This window comes from Castellaniella sp., assembly GCF_047971665.1.
GTDB lineage: Bacteria > Pseudomonadota > Gammaproteobacteria > Burkholderiales > Burkholderiaceae_B > Castellaniella.
Window position 1 is genome coordinate 48,797 of record NZ_JBKEAA010000008.1, and the last position, 16,145, is coordinate 64,941.

A 16,145-nucleotide genomic window follows, 5' to 3' on the forward strand; every position below is an offset into this window, starting at 1 on the left:
GCAAAAACACACAGGAGACATGTCATGAAACCTACCCCCCTGCTGACGGCCCTGGCACTCGCGCTGCCGCTGGCCCTGGCGCAGACCTCAGTCCAGGCGCGCGACCTGACAGTCGTGAACTTCGGCGGCGCCAATGGCAACGCACAGAACGCCGCCTTCATCCAGCCCTTTGAAAAAGAAACCGGCAAAAAGGTCATCCCCGTCGCCTACAACGGCGAACAGGCCAAGATCAAGGCTATGGTCCAGTCCAACAACGTCGTCTGGGACGTCGTCGAGGTAGAGACCAGCGAATTGGGCCGGGGCTGTGACGAAGGCCTGTACGAAAACGTCGACTGGAGCACCATCCTGGACAAGGACGATCTGGTCAAAGGCGCCCTGAAATTCTGCGGTGTAGGCACCTTTGTCTGGTCCACCGTCCTGGCCTACAACGCCGACACCCTGAAAACCCCGCCGACGGGCTGGGCCGATTTCTGGGACGTGAAAAAATTCCCTGGCAAGCGCGGCATGCGCAAGACTGCGCACTACAACGTCGAATTTGCACTGATGGCCGACGGCGTGGCGCCGCAGGACGTCTACAAAGTCCTGTCCACCCCTGAAGGCGTGGATCGCGCCTTCAAGAAACTCGACGAGATCAAGCCCTACGTCCAGTGGTGGGAGGCCGGCGCCCAGCCGCCGCAGATGCTCACGGCTGGCGACGTCGTCATGTCCACTGTTTACAACGGTCGCATCGACGCGGCCCAGCGCGAGGGCCGGCCCTTGAAAATCGTCTGGAACCAGAGCGTCTATGACTTTGACTACTGGGTCATTCCGGCCGGCTCGTCCAACAAGGACCAGGCGATCGAGTTCGTCCGCTACGCCAGCTCTCCCAAGGCGCAGGCGGCCTATACGCAACATATCGCCTATGGCCCCATCAGCAAAAAAGCCATCGGCATGCTCAAACCGGACGTCCTGATCAACGTCCCCAACTCGCCTGAAAACGCCCGCAGTGCCCTGTTCAACGACCTGGAGTTCTGGACTGATCACGGCGAAGAGCTCGAACAGCGCTTCACGGCCTGGGCCGCCCGCTGATCCGGCCGGGGCCCGTCAGTGGCGGGCCCTCTCCGACCGCCCGAGGATTCCCGCCATGGATACGACCTTCGACGACCCTGATGCCATCCAGCGCGCGATGCGCATCTCGCAGCGACGCCGCACCTGGCGCGCGCTCCTGCTGGTCGGGCCGCTGGCCCTGTTCCTGCTGGCGATCTTCGTCCTTCCGATCGCATCCCTGCTGACCCGGGCTGCGGACAACCCGGAGGTCATCCAGACGCTGCCCCGCACCCTGCAGGCGCTGGGCCGCTGGGATGGCCGATCCGAGCCTCCCGACACCGCCTTTCAGGCACTCGTCCAGGACCTGACGCAGGCCAAGAGTTCTCCTGCGGCCGGCACCCTCGCCCGGCGTCTGAACTACGAGATCGCCGGCTACCGTTCGCTGATCTTCAAGACCATGCGCCGCCTGCCCATTGAGGCGGACGATGCCGCAAGCATCCGCACAGAGCTGACTCGTCTGGACAAGCGCTGGGCCGAACCCGCCTACTGGGCGGTCATCGCCAGCAACGACAAGGCCTGGACGCCTTACTACCTACTGGCCTCGCTGGACCTGAAGCTCGATGCCGACGGCAGGGTAGTTGCCGTACCGCCCAACACATCGGCTTTCCAGGCAATTTTCTCGCGCACCTTCATCATCAGCCTGGTCGTCACCCTGATCACTCTCGTACTGGGCTATCCCCTGGCCTACTGGATCACGCGCCTGACCAAGCGGCAAGCCAATCTGGTGCTGATCTGCATCCTGATTCCCTTCTGGACTTCAGTGCTGGTCCGCATCGCCGCCTGGGTGGTGTTGCTGCAACGCGAAGGCCTCATCAACAGTGCGCTGGGCGGCATGGGCCTGATTTCCGAACCCCTGCCCCTGCTGTTCAACCGGCTGGGCGTCTATATCTCCATGGTCCACATCCTGCTGCCCTTCATGGTGCTGCCCCTGTACAGCGTCATGCAATCTGTGCCCCCCAGCTACCAGCGGGCCGCGATTTCCCTGGGCAGTCATCCCTTTGCCGCTTTCTGGCGCGTCTATGTGCCGCAAACCTATCCCGGCATCGCGGCCGGATCGCTGCTGGTGTTCATCATCGCCATCGGCTACTACATCACACCAGCCCTGCTGGGAGGCGCCGGCGACCAGATGATCAGCTACTACGTGGCATATTTCACCAATCAGACCATCAACTGGGGCATGGCCAGCGCGCTGGGACTGATTCTGCTGGCGGCCACCCTGCTGCTCTACACCCTGTACCGCCGGCTCTCCGGACGGGAACTGACCCTGAGCTGAAAGGACAGGTATGTTCAAGACCGAATTCCCGCCCTACCTTTCTCTGACCGAACGCGCCTGGCATTACACGCTGCGCATTCTGTCCGCTCTGATCCTGGTGTTCCTGCTGCTGCCGATTCTGGTGATCATTCCACTGTCGTTCAACCAGAGCTCGATGCTGCTCTACCCGATCGAGTCGTTCTCGATGCACTGGTATCAGACCCTGTTCCATTCAGCAGACTGGGCCCGGGCCACCTCCAACAGCTTCATCGTCGCCCCCGCGGCCACTCTGCTGGCCACGATCCTCGGCACCCTTGCAGCCGCAGGCCTGCATCGGGCCCAGTTCCGCGGCAAGGGATTGCTGATGGCTGTCCTGATTTCGCCGATGATCGTGCCCCTGGTCGTCACCGGTCTGGGCGTTTATCTGTTCTATGCCCCCTATGGCCTGGTCAACAGCTACAGCGGCCTGATCCTGGCCCTGGCCGCGATCGGCGCCCCCTTTGTGGTCACGACCGTATCCGCGACACTGCAGGGCTTCGACCCCAATCTCCTGCGAGCCAGCTACAGCCTGGGCGCGGGACCGGTCAGGACCTTCTTTCGCGTGACGCTGCCCATCATCGCCCCAGGCGTGATCGCAGGAGCCCTGTTCGCCTTCGCCACCGCATTCGATGAGATCGTCATCACCTTGTTTCTCGCCGGCCCGGAACAGGTCACCCTGCCGCGCCAGATGTTCACGGGCATCCGCGAAAACATCAGCCCGGTGATCGCCGCCGTGGCGACCATCCTGATCCTGTTCTCGACCGCGCTGCTGCTGGTACTGGAATGGCTGCGCGGGCGGGTCGAGGCAAAAACAGTCAGAAAAGACTAGGGCTATTCATACTGCCAATGCATCGCGAGTCATCACGAGGCGATGCCTCCATTTGCAACCCAACAGCCATACAACCAGGTCCCAGAAGGAACGCAGATGAGCAACGACTACAACCAGCCTTTGGGTGGTAATGCGATGCCCCGATTCGGGGGTATTGCCACGATGATGCGACTGCCTCCTGCACCTGACGCCTGCGGACTGGGCGCCTGTTTCGTCGGCGTACCGCTCGATATCGGCACATCGAACCGATCCGGAACCCGCTACGGACCACGACAGATCCGTGCGGAATCCGCGTTGCTGCGGCCCTACAACATGGCGACCCGGGCCGCGCCGTTCGACTCCTTCCAGGTTGCCGACATCGGCGATGTCGCGATCAACACATTCAATCTTCTTGATTCAATCGAGCGCATCGAAAAAGCCTACGATCACATCGTCGCCCAAGACTGCCGGCCCATCACGCTGGGGGGCGACCATACCATCGCCCTGCCGATCTTGCGCGCCATGCGCAAAAAGCACGGTCCTGTCGGTTTGGTGCATGTCGACGCACACGCAGACGTCAACGACGTCATGTTCGGCGAAAAGATCGCGCACGGCACCCCCTTCAGGCGGGCTGTAGAAGAAAATCTGATCGATGGATCTCGAGTCGTCCAGATTGGCCTGCGCGGCACCGGCTATACCGCAGGAGACTTCGACTGGTGTCGTCAGCAGGGATTCCGGGTCGTACAGGCTGAAGAGTGCTGGCACCGATCACTTCAACCTCTTATGGAACAAGTTCGCAACCAGCTTGGAGAAGGCCCGGTTTACCTCAGCTTTGACATCGACGGGATTGATCCGGCCTATGCGCCCGGCACGGGTACGCCAGAAATCGGTGGCCTGACCGTCCCCCAGGCGCTTGAAATCATCCGCGGCACATGGGGCTTGGAGATCATCGGTGCCGACCTCGTCGAGGTCTCTCCCCCTTACGACCCACAAGGCAATACCTCGCTGCTGGCTGCCAACCTGGCCTTTGAAATGCTGTGCGTTCTGCCCGGCGTAAAACGGCGCTGACCGGAAAACCGACGCCCCTCAACCTCCGAACTGGATGCCCTGTGCCAGGGGAAGCTCGTGCGAGTAGTTGATCGTGTTGGTTGCACGCCGCATATAGGCTTTCCAGGCATCCGAACCTGACTCGCGGCCTCCGCCGGTTTCTTTCTCGCCGCCAAACGCTCCGCCGATTTCGGCGCCAGACGTCCCGATATTCACGTTCGTGATGCCGCAGTCCGAGCCCTGCGCGCTGATGAAATATTCCGATTCCCTCAGATCGGTGGTAAAGATCGCCGCAGACAGCCCCTGAGGCACGGCATTGTGCATGTCCAGCGCCTGAGAAAACTCCGCATAGCGCATCACGTACAGGATCGGGGCAAAGGTTTCCGTGCAGACCAGCCCGGTCTGTTCCGGCATCTCGACGAGCGCCGGACGGACATACCAGGCATGCGGGTAGCGCTCCGCCAGCAACCGCTCCCCGCCTGTCACCTGGCCGCCTTCCTGGCGCGCACGATCCAGCGCCTGCTGCATCCGCTCGAATGCCGTCTGGTCGATCAGCGGACCGACCAGCGTCCCGGTATCCAGGGGATTGCCGACCACGGCGCTGGCATAGGCCTTTTTCAGGCGCACCAGCAACTCGTCGGCCACGGACTCATGCACGATCAGGCGGCGCGTGGTCGTGCAGCGCTGGCCAGCCGTCCCGATCGCGCCGAACAGGATGGCGCGCACGGCCATGCCCAGATCGGCAGAGGGCGTCACCACGATTGCGTTGTTGCCCCCCAGTTCGAGCAGGCAACGGCCGAAGCGCTGGGCCACACGAGGTCCCACCTGCCGGCCCATCCGGGTCGAGCCGGTCGCCGAGACCAACGCGACGCGCGGATCGTCGACCAGGGCCTCGCCGACCTCGCGATGACCGACCAGAACCTGCAGCAGCGCTTCGGGCGCATCGGCTCCGAAGCGTTGGCACGTCCGTCTGAAGATCGCCTGGCAGGCCAGCGCGGTCAGCGGGGATTTTTCGGAGGGCTTCCAGATGACCGGGTTGCCGCACACCAGCGCAATGGCCGTGTTCCAGGACCACACCGCCACAGGAAAATTGAAGGCGGAAATCACCCCCACCACGCCCAGTGGATGCCAGGTTTCCAGCATGTGATGCCCGGGCCGCTCGGAGGCGATGGTCCGCCCGTAGAGCTGGCGCGACAGCCCGACGGCGAAGTCACAGATGTCGATCATCTCCTGGACCTCGCCCTCGCCCTCGGCCGCGATCTTGCCGACCTCGAGAGAGACCAGACGGCCCAGCGCCTGCTTGCGGGCGCGTAGTTCCTCGCCCAGCAATCGGACCAGCTCGCCGCGCCGGGGCGCGGGAACCGCCCGCCATTGCAGGAAAGCCTCCTGGGCCCGGGCGACCATGGGGTCGACCGCCTGAACGCCCTGCGTATGGACGTCCGCGATGCGCGCGCCATCGATCGGAGAATCGACCGCCAGATCGCCTCCTGCGAGGCATTCATCTGAAAGCCCCAAAGACTGCAGCAGTTCCTGAGTGTTCATCGCAGGCTCCGTACCGTGATTGCTCATGATTCCGGGTCAGGATAGCATGCGAGAAAATCAAAGAAAATTATTTTCCTCACGGGAAAATACCTAGAGAAATCAGAAATTTTTGAACTCACAATAAGTTCATTCTCCGCCTTGCAGCCTCTCAGCCAGCCCTTTTGTCCCCAGGAGCCCGCAGGATGACGCAGCAGCATTTCAATGTCGTGATCGCAGGGGGCGCCGCCATCGGCAGCGCCACCGCCTACTTTCTGACGGCCGACCCCGGCTTTCGTGGAACGGTCACGGTCATCGAACCGGACCCTACCTACCAATTCAGCGCCACCGCACTGTCGGCCGCCTCGATCCGCCATCAGTTTTCCACCGCCGAGAACATTCAGATGTCGCTCTTCGGCACGGAATTCCTGCGCGGGTTCAAAAACCGCATGGGCGTCGATGGCGACTGTCCGGACCCGGCGTTCCACGAAGGCGGCTATCTCTTCCTCGCCACAGAAAAAGGTCTGGAAACCCTGACCAGGAATCAGGCCCTGCAAAGCAGCCTGGGCGCCGATATCGCCCTGCTCGACCGCGCGCAGCTCGCACGGCGCTTTCCCTGGCTCGCGATCGACGATCTGGCCGCGGGCGCGCTCGGGCTCAGCGGCGAAGGCTGGCTGGATGCCTACGGCATGATGCAGGGCATGCGCCGCAAGGCCATCGAACAGGGCGCCCGCTACCTCAAAGACCGGGTCATCGATCTGATCCGGCACGACGGACACCTCACGCACGTCCGATTGCGGGATGAACACACGATCGCCTGCGACGCGGTCGTGAATGCCGCCGGGACGGGCGCGGCCCGGCTGGCGGCCTGCGCCGGCATCGATCTGCCCGTGCGGCCCCGCAAGCGCAGCGTGTTCTACGTGCAATGCCCCGGAACCCTGCCCGGCTGCCCCATGGTCATCGACCCCAGCGGCGCCTATTTCAGACCGGAGGGCAGCGGCTTCATCATGGGCATTGCGCCAGATGCCGACCACGACCCGGATGCCAGCGATTTCGACGTTCAGCACCCGCTGTTCGAAGAGGTGCTGTGGCCGACACTGGCGGCGCGGGTCCCCACCTTCGAGGCCCTGCGCTGCACACGGAGCTGGGCAGGCCATTACGACATGAACCTGTTCGATCAGAACCTCATCCTCGGCCTGCATCCCGCCATCGACAATCTGTATTTTGCCAACGGACTGAGCGGCCACGGCATGCAGCAGGCGCCGGCCATCGGCCGCGCCTTGTCCGAACTCATCATCCACGGGCGGTTCCAGTCTCTGGACCTATCGCGGCTGGGCTGGCAGCGCATCCTGCAGCAGCAGCCCATCATCGAACACAACATCGTCTGACCGGACCGGGCGGCGCAAAACACCCTGCGCGCCCGCCAGGACGCGCCATACCGCGAGATCAGCAACACATGGAAAAAGTCACCCTGATGAAAGAACCGGACCTGACCGAAGCCCGCACACAGGCTCGAAAATCCGAGCTTGCCCAGCGGCTCAAGGGGCTGCGCCGGAGCAAAGGCCTGACACAGGGGCAGCTCACGGCCAGCACCGGCATCTCCACGCCCACACTCTCCAAGATCGAAACCGGCCAGCTTTCACCCACCTATGATGTGCTGCTGCGTCTGGCGCATGGTCTCGGTGTCGACATCGCGGAACTGTTCGTCAATGCGCAATCCCACATGGGCGCGGGCCGGCGCAGCATTGAACGCCAGGGGTGTGGTGAGACCCACAACACGCCGCTCTACCATCACCGGCTCCTGTGTTCGCAACTGGCCAACAAGCAGATGATGCCGTTCGTCTCGCGCATCAAAAAACACCAGGTGCGCGATGACGAGGGCTGGAGCCAGCACGAAGGCGAGGAATTCGTGTACGTCCTGAGCGGCGCCATCGAGCTGCATACCGAGTTCTATCAGCCCGTCATGCTCAACGAAAGCGAGAGCTTCTACATCGACAGCCGGATGCGGCATCGCGTCATCAGCGTCAGTCAGGCCGACGCCATGGTGCTCTGGGTCAGCACGACGCCGGACCTCAGCCGCAACCCCCAATGAATGATCACCGCCCCAAAGGATGAGCTGCAGATGAATACATCTCCTCCCACCCTGAAGAATGGCCAGCAGACGCAGGCACTGCTGCCCTGGCCCGCGCTGATGCAGGCCATCGGGCAGGCGGCACGGGAAATGCGTCAGGGCCTGATCCAGGCGCCCGCGCGGCAGGCGGTGCCGTTCCCGGAGGGCGGGACGCTGCTGTCGATGCCGGCCACTGCAGCCGATCTGGGGGTGCACAAACTGGTCAATGTCGTCACGACCAACCGTGAGCGCGGCCTGCCCACCATCCACGGCATGGTATCGGTGTACGACGGCCACACGGGCGAACTGCGGCTGATGCTCGATGGCCCCACGGTCACCACGCGCCGCACCGTGGCCGTTTCCATGCTGGGACTCAGCCACCTGCTGCCCGATGGCCCGCGCCATGCCGTCATTTTCGGCACCGGGACCCAGGCGCGCGGACACGCCCTGGCCCTGTGCGATCTGTATCCCGACGTCCGGATCAGCATCATCGGCCGCACGCCGGCGCAGACCGAATCATTCACCGCGCAGCTTGGCCGTCCTCGTATCCAGGCCACCCGCAGCGTCCCGGATTCAGCCGATGTCGTCATCACGGCCACGACCAGCGCAGTGCCGGTCTATGGACTGCCGGCCCGCCCTGGCCGCATGCTGATCGCTGTGGGCGCCTATCGCGCGGATCTCGCGGAGATCGGCGCGGCCACACTGCTCGGCAGCCGTCTCTATGTGGACGAACGGGAAGGCGCACGACACGAGGCCGGCGACTATCTGCAAGCGGGGGTGCCATGGGAGCGCGTGCATGACCTGCTCGACCTGCTCGACGCCGCGCCACCCGGGGAACCCTGCGTCCTCAAGACAGTGGGCTGCGCCGCCTGGGATCTGGCCGCGGCGCGGTGCGCGGTGGCGCAACAGCGTGAACGACAAGGATCATCGTCATGAGTCTTCCCCCTCCCCCCCACGATGTCCGCCGATGCCATCCCGGCGGCCCTGGACGAATGAACCCTCAATCCCCTCTTTCCGACACCGGCACGGAGACGCGTCATGTTCCAGGTCATCATTGACAGCCTGGTCCGGACATCCGAGCTGGCCCTGATCGCCGTCGGCCTGACGATGGTCTACGACATTCTGCGCTTTGCCAGCTTCGCGCATGTCCAGTTCGGCACCATCGGTGCATTTGTCGCACTGACCGCCAGCCTGAACCTGCCGCTGCCACCGGCATGGGCCATCCTGACCGGCGCCGTGGTGGCCTGCATCCTCACGGGCGGCCTGGGCGTCCTGAGCGACCGGCTCATCTTCTCGCAACTGCGCCACCGGCCCGCCGCCATCCTCATGATCGCCTCGTTCGGTCTGGGAATGGTGATGCAGTATGGTGCCCAGGCCCTCTGGGGGCCAAGCGCCCATTCATATCCGATCCCGCTGTCCCGCCCATGGCTCATCCTGGGAGGACGCATCTCGCCGGTCGGCGCAGCCGTGATCGCCACGGCCCTGGTCGCCATGCTCGGCTTTCACCTGCTGCTGACGCGCACCAAACTCGGCATGGCGATGCGCGCCACGGCGGACAATCCGCAGCTCTCCGAGGCCAGCGGCATCTACACAGAGCGCATCATCCGGACGGTCTGGTTCATCGGCGCGGCGCTCGGTGCGCTGGGCGGCATCATGCTCGGCCTGGTCGCGCAGATCCAGTCGAACATGGGATTCGAGATCATGGTCGCCGTCTTTGCCGCAGCCATCGTGGGCGGGATCGGCAACGTGTATGGCGCCGTCCTGGGCGCCATGCTCATCGCCTTTGCCGAGAACATCGGCCTGACCATCAACTGGGGCCCCCTGGCGCAAGCCCTGCGCCTGAGCGCCGAAACCGAACTCTACATCCCGGTGGGATACAAGACCGGGATCACCTTCGTGATCCTGATCCTGATCCTGCTGGTGCGACCGCGCGGACTGCTGGGGAGGCGAGCCTCATGAGCGATTTTCTGGTCTATCTCTTTACCGTGGTCGGCATCTATGGCCTGATCAGTCTGAGCCTCAGCTTTCAGTACGGACAGACCGGACTGGTGAATTTCGGGCAGGTGGCCTTTTTCATGGTCGGCGCGTATTTTTCGAGCATTGCCACCTCGATCCTCGGTTTGCCGATCTGGCTGGGATTCCTGTTCGCCATCCTGGGCGGTGGCGTGCTGGGCGGACTGATGGCCCTGCCGATCGGTGATCTGAAGCAGGACTACTGGGCCATCGCCACCCTGGCCGCCGCCGAGCTGATCCGCATCATCTTTCTCAACACCAATCTGCGCAGTGACTACGTCGGCGCCTCCTACGGAATCAGCAACATTCCAGCGCCCTTCCAGGACGCATTCACAAGCCGCCAGTACGGCTATGTCTATCTTGCCCTGGTCATCGTCTGCGTCCTGGCCGCCTACCTGCTCGTCACCTGGCTGGACCGGACCCCGTTCGGCCGCCTCCTGAAAGGCATCCGGGAAAGCGACGAGGTGGCCCGCTCGCTGGGCAAGGACGTGCGCCGCGCCCGCATCAAGGCGCTCATCATCGGCGGCGCCCTGGCCGGCGCCGGGGGCAGTCTCTACGCGCATTTCGTCGGTTTCATCGATCCGCGCTTTTTCATGCCCCTGGAAACCTTCCTGGTCTGGGCCATGGTCATCATGGGCGGCCCGGGCAACAACCTGGGCGCCCTGACCGGCACGCTGGTCATCGAAGCCATCTACAACTCCACGCGCTTCATCGACGTCCCCTCTGAATACTCGGCCACCGTGGCGGCCCTGCGCATGGTGCTGATCGGTGTACTGATCATCCTGGTGATCCTCTACCTGCCCCAGGGGCTGGTACCTGAACGCAAGCGCCGCTACCCCAAACCTGCCAACACGGCCGCACCACCCCCGTCGTCACCGGGAGAACGCCATGCTGCTTGAAGTCGACAAGGTCTCGCGCCATTTCGGCGGCCTGCAGGCGCTGCGCGAAGTCTCCCTGACGGCGGAGGAAGGCCGGATTACAGGGCTGATCGGCCCCAACGGATCAGGCAAAACGACGCTCGTCCACATTATTTCCGGTTTCCTCAGACCCCATGCGGGCAATATCCGCTTCGATGGCCGGCCCATCCACAATCTGCCGCCCTTCCGGATTGCCCGGCTGGGGCTGTGTCGTACTTTTCAGATCACGCTCAATCCGCAGCGCATGACCGTCATGGAGAACATGCTGCTGGGCGCGCGCCAGCAGCGCGGCGAATCGGTGCTGGCGTCCCTGCTCTACCGTCGGCAGGTGAACCGCGAGGAGCACGAGAACCTCGAGCGCGCCTGGCATCTCCTGAGCATGGTGAAGCTGCAGGATCACGCAAACGCGCTGGCGGGCGGACTCTCGGGCGGACAGAAAAAACTGCTGGCCCTGGCGCAGGTCCTGATGGCGCGCCCCCGCCTGATCCTGCTCGACGAGCCGGTCGCCGGCGTCAATCCGCGGCTGATCGACGACATCGTGGACGTCATCAAGACCCTGCGCCAGCAAGGCGAGACCTTTCTGATCATTGAGCACAACATGGCCGTGATACGGGAACTGTGCGACACCCTGTGCGTGCTGGACATGGGTCAGGTGCTGGCCGAAGGCCCCGTGGGCGATGTGCTGGACCGGGAGGATGTGCTGCGCGCCTACATCGCGGCAGGCGGACAGACAGGGCCGGCCACGACGCCGGATGCAGCGTCTTCATCACAGGAAGCCCCAGCATGAGCCTGTTGCACGCAGAAAGCCTGATCGCGGGCTATGGCGATACGGAGATCCTGCACGGCGTCAGCCTGCGGGTCCAGGAAGGCGAGATCACAACCATCATCGGCCCCAACGGCGCCGGAAAATCCACCTTCCTGAAAGCCCTGATGGGCTATCTCGTACCCAGCAGCGGACGGGTCCACTTCGATGGCGAGGACATCACCAGGCTGCCCGCCCACCTGAGGGTGACCCGCGGCATCGCCTTCGTCCCTCAACTGGACAACGTCTTTCCTTCGCTCTCCGTCGAAGAAAACCTGAAGATGGGCGGGTACACGCTGGACAGCGCCGTCCTGTCGGTCCGCGTTCAGACGCAGTTCGAGCGGTTCCCCAGACTGGCCGAGCGTCGGCGCCAGCGCGTCCACACCATGAGCGGGGGCGAACGGCAGATGCTCGCGCTGGCCCGCGCGCTGATGACCGATCCGCGCCTGCTCCTGCTCGATGAGCCGACGGCCGCGTTGTCTCCGCGCATCGCCGCCGAGGTTTTCGAAAAGATCCAGGAAATCAACACACAGGGCCGCACCATCCTGATTGTCGAACAGAATGCCGAACTGTCCCTGCGCGCATCCACGACAGGCATCGTGCTGGCCGACGGCAAGAACGCCTTCGAAGGCCCCGCCGATACGATTCTGAGCGACGAGAAAATCCGTGAGGCCTACCTTGGCACCGCCAAAAGCTGAACATCCAGACCCTTGCTCCAAAGCTCCCGCCAGCACGCAATCATCAGGATGGCGGACCTCGCCGCAACAGCGGCAGTTTGTTTCATGAAGACCCAACCGGAGGACGACATCATGAAAAAACGCTTCACTCCCCTCGCCACCGCCGCAGCGTCCGCATTGCTGTGCGCGGGCCTGATCAGCCCCGCGCTGGCGGCAGACATCAAGATCGGCGTCCTGGTTCCGCTGACCGGCACCAGCGCCATCCAGGGCAAGGACATCTCACGCGGCATCCAGCTCGCCGTCCAGCAGGTCAACCAGGGGCACGATCTCGCCATGCAAGGCGGCGCGTCCGTCAAGATCGGTCCGGATGCGATCGGCGGCAAGATCCAGCTGATCATCGAGGACACTGAATCGCGCCCTGCCTCCGCGCTGGACGCCATGCGCAAACTGGTCAACGTGGACAAGGTCCCGGTCGTGCTGGGCATTCTGTCCAGCGGAGTCTGCGTGCCCACGGGACAGTTTGCCCAACAATCCAAAGTCGTGGAAATCTGCTCTTCATCGACCTCGCCCGAACTGCGCAAGATCGGCCCCTACCTGTTCAGCACCATGGGCCTGGATGACCTGATGGGCAAGGCGCTTGCCGACTTCGCCCGCGAAGACTCCGGCGCCAAGCGCTATGCCAGTCTGGTGGCCAACAATCCCTTTGGCGTCGGCATGGAGATCCAGGCCTGCAAGCAGCTCGAAGCGCAGGAGGGCATCAGCTGCACGACCAAGGTCCGTTACGAAGAAGGCAAGTCCGACTACAACGCCGATCTGCGGCGTACCGTGTCCCAGGACCCCGGCGCCGTCCTGTTCACCGCCTTCGGCGCGGATGCCCGGCTGATGATGCAGGAGGCCTATCAGCTTGGCCTCCAGACCGCCAAGAACTGGTATGCCGACTATCCTTCATTATGGGTGGCCGACATCCAGAAGACGCCGCAGATTGCGGAGGGCATCAAGGGACTGGAAGCCGGCGCGGGGGGCCCGGCCTACGACAAGTATGCGGCCGACTATCAGCAGGCCTTCGGCGAGGCGCCGACCAGTGCTTTCGGCGGTTACGCCTACGACTCGACCATGCTGGTCGCGCTGGCCATCCAGAAGGCCGGCGCCGCGACATCCGACGCCATCCGCGATGCCCTGATTCCGGTATCGCAAAATTATGTCGGGGTCAGCGGCGCCAAGGCGTTCGATCAGGACGGCATGCAGAAGTCGGAATCCTACCAGCCCGTCATCATCAAGGACGGCAAGATGGTCCCCTACAAGAAATAGGGAGGCCCCTCGACGCGCCCGGCGCCCCAGGCCCGGGCGCTCAGCGCCCCGTCCTCAGAGAGCCGACAATGCGTCCTGCACCTGAGGCACCAGGGCCGCGCGCACCCGCGCCCAGCACTGGCCGCCGGCTTCGAGGCTGACGCAGCCGTCAGCCGCGGCTTTCAGATCCGACAGGTCACGACCGACGAACAGACGGCCCAAACCATTCAGCGCCTTGGGATCGTCAAAGGGCTCGGACAGCAGCAGCTCGGCGCCATCGGTCCCGAACAGACGCTGGCGGAAACGCCCCTCCTCGTCCCGGAAAGACACGATCCGGGCGCGACCGGCGCGCGCCGCAGCCGTTCCCTGCGCCGCAGACCTGGCGCTCGTGCCTGCGGACAGCCGCAGGCCGACCGCCTCGCGCAAACGCGCCATCAGCGGGGTGGCGGTCCGCCTGGCCTTGGCCGCGCCCGCCAGCAGGATGGTCTCGATCCGTTCGGGATGGGCCATCAGTTCCGCATAGTATTCACGTCGCGGCCCGATCTGGGCCTCGATCAGCTCGCACAGGGCCTGCTTGGCCTCGCCCCAGCCCAGGCCGCCTTCCAGCGCCGTCCGGAAATCCGCCGCCTGCGCCGGCGTGGCAAAGGCCTGATACAGCGTATACAGATGCGAGTTCTCGGCATCCTTGGGTTCACCGGGCTGGCGCGAATCGGTGACGATCCGCGCCACGGCGGATTTCAGCGCTTTGGCTCCGCCCTCGAACAGGGGGATGGTGTTGTCGTAGCTCTTGGACATCTTGCGCCCGTCCAGGCCCGGCAGCGTGGCGACAGCCTCGTCGACCTGGACCTCCGGCAGCACGAACAGATCCTCGCCCTGGCCATACAGATGGTTGAAGCGCTGGGCGATATCGCGCGCCATTTCCAGGTGCTGAATCTGATCGCGACCCACCGGCACGCAATGCGCATTGAACAACAGGATGTCGGCGGCCATCAGCACCGGGTAGGAAAAAAGCCCCATGGTGACCCCGTCATCCGGTTCGATGCCCTTGGCCGTGTTGGCGTCCACCGACGCCTTGTAGGCATGCGCGCGATTCATCAGCCCTTTGGCCGTGACGCAGCTCAGCATCCAGCACAGCTCGGGAATCTCCGGAACATCCGACTGGCGGTAGAAAGTCGTCCGTTCCGTATCCAGCCCCGCGGCAATCCAGGTCGCGGCCAACTCGAGCCGCGAGCGCGCGATGCGGGCCGGATCGTCGCACTTGATGAGCGCGTGATAATCAGCCAGGAAGAAAAACGCATCCACGCCGGGCTCGACGCTGGCCTGAATCGCCGGGCGGATCGCGCCTGCGTAATTGCCCAGATGGGGCGTGCCCGACGTGGTGATGCCAGTCAGGACGCGGGTGACGGGTGTGCTCATGGGGTTTCCAGGGAATTTCCGGACAGACGCGGCATCTCACGCCGCTAAAGGACGACCGAGGCCCGGCGTGTTTCGGCCAGGTATTCGCGCGATTGCATTTCCATCAGGCGCGACACAGTGCGGGAGAACTCGTTCGACATCGGGCCTTCAGTATAAAGCTCGTCGGCCGGACACTGGGCCGACAGGATCAGTTTGACCTTGTGGTCATACAGCACATCGACCAGCCAGGTGAAGCGACGCGCTTCGGAGGCCTGACGAGGCGCCATCCGGGGCACATCGGAGACAATCACGGTTTGAAAGCGGTCCGCCAGATCCAGATAATCATTCTGTGAACGGGGTGTGCCGCACAGCGCCATGAAGTCGAACCAGACCACGGTTCCGGCCAGCGCCACCGCCTGAATCTCGCGGTTCTCGATGTTCAGCACAGGCTTCTGCTCGGCGGTATCGGCCAGACGATCGAAGGCCGAACGCAGTTCGTCATGGGTCGCCGCCACGATCGGGGTGATGTACATGCGCAGTTGCGCCAGGGTGCGGCGCCGGTAATCCACCCCCGCATCGACGTTGAGCACATCCATCTTTTCCTGGATCAGCGCGATGGCCGGCAGAATGCGGTCGCGGTGCAGACCGTCCGGGTAGAGGGTGGATGGCTCGTAGTTCGAGGTCATGACAAACGACGTGCCGTATTCGAACAGCCGCAGCAACAGCCGGTACAGGATCATGGCATCAGCCACATCCGACACATGGAACTCGTCAAAACAGATCAGACGGTAGCGCGCGGCGATCTTGCGCGCCACATGATCCAGCGGATCGGACTCGCCGCTGACTTCGCGGATCTCCCGATGCACGCCCCGCATGAACTCATGGAAATGCAGGCGGACCTTGCGCTTGACGGGTACGGTCAGATAGAACGCATCCATCAGAAAGCTCTTGCCACGCCCGACACCGCCCCACAGATAGACCCCGCGGGGCACGACCGGGTGGAAAAACAGCCTTTTCAGGCCGTTGGAGCGCTGGCGCTTGAACTCGATCCAGTCGTCGTAGTATCGCTGCAGGCGCTCGACCGCCACGCGCTGGGCCTCGTCCGCGACGAAGCCCCGCTCGTTGAGCGCCTGCGCGTAGTACGCGCTGACATCCATCCGCGTCTGAGAGGACGAACTCACCAAACAGGACTCG

At 63.8% G+C, this 16,145-nt stretch carries 15 protein-coding genes; 12 read left to right on the top strand and 3 right to left on the bottom strand.

What is annotated here, in order from left to right; translation table 11 throughout:
- Window positions 1-24: 24 nt before the first annotated feature.
- The 4 genes from ACK5JE_RS02050 (at window position 25) to speB (ending at window position 4,253) form a co-directional block, all read left to right on the top strand.
- Window positions 25-1,068 carry an ABC transporter substrate-binding protein gene (locus tag ACK5JE_RS02050; RefSeq protein WP_416800053.1) on the top strand — a complete coding sequence of 348 codons (1,044 nt, stop codon included), beginning with the start codon at window positions 25-27 and terminating at the stop codon, window positions 1,066-1,068.
- A gap of 55 nt (window positions 1,069-1,123) precedes the next feature.
- Entirely contained in the window at window positions 1,124-2,359 is a 1,236-nt protein-coding gene (locus ACK5JE_RS02055) for an ABC transporter permease (protein WP_416800054.1), read from the top strand.
- Between the two features lie 10 nt (window positions 2,360-2,369).
- A complete protein-coding gene (locus tag ACK5JE_RS02060; RefSeq protein WP_416800055.1) occupies window positions 2,370-3,206 on the top strand; it encodes an ABC transporter permease in 837 nt (278 codons plus the stop codon).
- A gap of 96 nt (window positions 3,207-3,302) precedes the next feature.
- Window positions 3,303-4,253, top strand: a complete 951-nt coding sequence (gene speB, locus ACK5JE_RS02065) for an agmatinase (protein ID WP_416800056.1) — start codon at window positions 3,303-3,305, stop codon at window positions 4,251-4,253.
- An 18-nt stretch (window positions 4,254-4,271) separates the two neighbouring features.
- Here speB and ACK5JE_RS02070 read toward each other — a convergent pair whose 3' ends face one another.
- Window positions 4,272-5,774, bottom strand: a complete 1,503-nt coding sequence (locus tag ACK5JE_RS02070) for an aldehyde dehydrogenase family protein (RefSeq protein ID WP_416800057.1) — start codon at window positions 5,772-5,774, stop codon at window positions 4,272-4,274.
- A 182-nt stretch (window positions 5,775-5,956) separates the two neighbouring features.
- Between ACK5JE_RS02070 and ACK5JE_RS02075 the strand changes: the two genes are divergently transcribed.
- From ACK5JE_RS02075 to ACK5JE_RS02110, 8 genes are all read left to right on the top strand, one after another.
- Window positions 5,957-7,138: an NAD(P)/FAD-dependent oxidoreductase gene (locus ACK5JE_RS02075; protein ID WP_416800058.1), complete on the top strand. Its 1,182-nt coding sequence runs from the start codon at window positions 5,957-5,959 to the stop codon at window positions 7,136-7,138.
- Window positions 7,139-7,206: 68 nt separating this feature from the next.
- Window positions 7,207-7,842, top strand: coding sequence for a helix-turn-helix domain-containing protein (locus tag ACK5JE_RS02080; protein WP_416800059.1), 636 nt, complete (start codon window positions 7,207-7,209; stop codon window positions 7,840-7,842).
- Window positions 7,843-7,872: 30 nt separating this feature from the next.
- Complete coding sequence (locus tag ACK5JE_RS02085) at window positions 7,873-8,796, top strand: delta(1)-pyrroline-2-carboxylate reductase family protein (protein WP_416800060.1); 924 nt, start codon at window positions 7,873-7,875, stop codon at window positions 8,794-8,796.
- Between the two features lie 102 nt (window positions 8,797-8,898).
- Entirely contained in the window at window positions 8,899-9,819 is a 921-nt protein-coding gene (locus tag ACK5JE_RS02090) for a branched-chain amino acid ABC transporter permease (protein ID WP_416800061.1), read from the top strand.
- Complete coding sequence (locus ACK5JE_RS02095; RefSeq protein ID WP_416800062.1) at window positions 9,816-10,772, top strand: branched-chain amino acid ABC transporter permease; 957 nt, start codon at window positions 9,816-9,818, stop codon at window positions 10,770-10,772. Before ACK5JE_RS02090 ends, ACK5JE_RS02095 begins: the two co-directional genes overlap by 4 nt.
- Complete coding sequence (locus ACK5JE_RS02100; RefSeq protein WP_416800063.1) at window positions 10,762-11,577, top strand: ABC transporter ATP-binding protein; 816 nt, start codon at window positions 10,762-10,764, stop codon at window positions 11,575-11,577. Before ACK5JE_RS02095 ends, ACK5JE_RS02100 begins: the two co-directional genes overlap by 11 nt.
- On the top strand, window positions 11,574-12,290 hold the full coding sequence (locus ACK5JE_RS02105; protein WP_416800064.1) for an ABC transporter ATP-binding protein: 717 nt from the start codon (window positions 11,574-11,576) through the stop codon (window positions 12,288-12,290). The genes ACK5JE_RS02100 and ACK5JE_RS02105 overlap by 4 nt, the downstream gene beginning before the upstream one ends.
- A gap of 84 nt (window positions 12,291-12,374) precedes the next feature.
- Window positions 12,375-13,577, top strand: coding sequence for an ABC transporter substrate-binding protein (locus tag ACK5JE_RS02110; protein WP_416800065.1), 1,203 nt, complete (start codon window positions 12,375-12,377; stop codon window positions 13,575-13,577).
- Between the two features lie 54 nt (window positions 13,578-13,631).
- Here ACK5JE_RS02110 and ACK5JE_RS02115 read toward each other — a convergent pair whose 3' ends face one another.
- The gene (locus tag ACK5JE_RS02115; RefSeq protein WP_416800066.1) at window positions 13,632-14,972 is read right to left on the bottom strand and encodes a tryptophan--tRNA ligase; all 1,341 of its coding nucleotides are present in this window, start codon (window positions 14,970-14,972) and stop codon (window positions 13,632-13,634) included.
- Between the two features lie 44 nt (window positions 14,973-15,016).
- Entirely contained in the window at window positions 15,017-16,108 is a 1,092-nt protein-coding gene (gene zapE, locus ACK5JE_RS02120; RefSeq protein WP_416800099.1) for a cell division protein ZapE, read from the bottom strand.
- Window positions 16,109-16,145: the final 37 nt, after the last annotated feature.

What these genes read in the sequence shown, in the direction of transcription:
- ACK5JE_RS02050 (WP_416800053.1), top strand. Translation starts at nt 25, where the DNA reads ATGAAACCTACCCCCCTGCTGACGGCCCTGGCACTCGCGCTGCCGCTG.
- ACK5JE_RS02055 (WP_416800054.1), top strand. Translation starts at nt 1,124, where the DNA reads ATGGATACGACCTTCGACGACCCTGATGCCATCCAGCGCGCGATGCGC.
- ACK5JE_RS02060 (WP_416800055.1), top strand. Translation starts at nt 2,370, where the DNA reads ATGTTCAAGACCGAATTCCCGCCCTACCTTTCTCTGACCGAACGCGCC.
- speB (WP_416800056.1), top strand. Translation starts at nt 3,303, where the DNA reads ATGAGCAACGACTACAACCAGCCTTTGGGTGGTAATGCGATGCCCCGA.
- ACK5JE_RS02070 (WP_416800057.1), bottom strand. Translation starts at nt 5,774, where the DNA reads ATGAACACTCAGGAACTGCTGCAGTCTTTGGGGCTTTCAGATGAATGC.
- ACK5JE_RS02075 (WP_416800058.1), top strand. Translation starts at nt 5,957, where the DNA reads ATGACGCAGCAGCATTTCAATGTCGTGATCGCAGGGGGCGCCGCCATC.
- ACK5JE_RS02080 (WP_416800059.1), top strand. Translation starts at nt 7,207, where the DNA reads ATGGAAAAAGTCACCCTGATGAAAGAACCGGACCTGACCGAAGCCCGC.
- ACK5JE_RS02085 (WP_416800060.1), top strand. Translation starts at nt 7,873, where the DNA reads ATGAATACATCTCCTCCCACCCTGAAGAATGGCCAGCAGACGCAGGCA.
- ACK5JE_RS02090 (WP_416800061.1), top strand. Translation starts at nt 8,899, where the DNA reads ATGTTCCAGGTCATCATTGACAGCCTGGTCCGGACATCCGAGCTGGCC.
- ACK5JE_RS02095 (WP_416800062.1), top strand. Translation starts at nt 9,816, where the DNA reads ATGAGCGATTTTCTGGTCTATCTCTTTACCGTGGTCGGCATCTATGGC.
- ACK5JE_RS02100 (WP_416800063.1), top strand. Translation starts at nt 10,762, where the DNA reads ATGCTGCTTGAAGTCGACAAGGTCTCGCGCCATTTCGGCGGCCTGCAG.
- ACK5JE_RS02105 (WP_416800064.1), top strand. Translation starts at nt 11,574, where the DNA reads ATGAGCCTGTTGCACGCAGAAAGCCTGATCGCGGGCTATGGCGATACG.
- ACK5JE_RS02110 (WP_416800065.1), top strand. Translation starts at nt 12,375, where the DNA reads ATGAAGACCCAACCGGAGGACGACATCATGAAAAAACGCTTCACTCCC.
- ACK5JE_RS02115 (WP_416800066.1), bottom strand. Translation starts at nt 14,972, where the DNA reads ATGAGCACACCCGTCACCCGCGTCCTGACTGGCATCACCACGTCGGGC.
- zapE (WP_416800099.1), bottom strand. Translation starts at nt 16,108, where the DNA reads ATGGATGTCAGCGCGTACTACGCGCAGGCGCTCAACGAGCGGGGCTTC.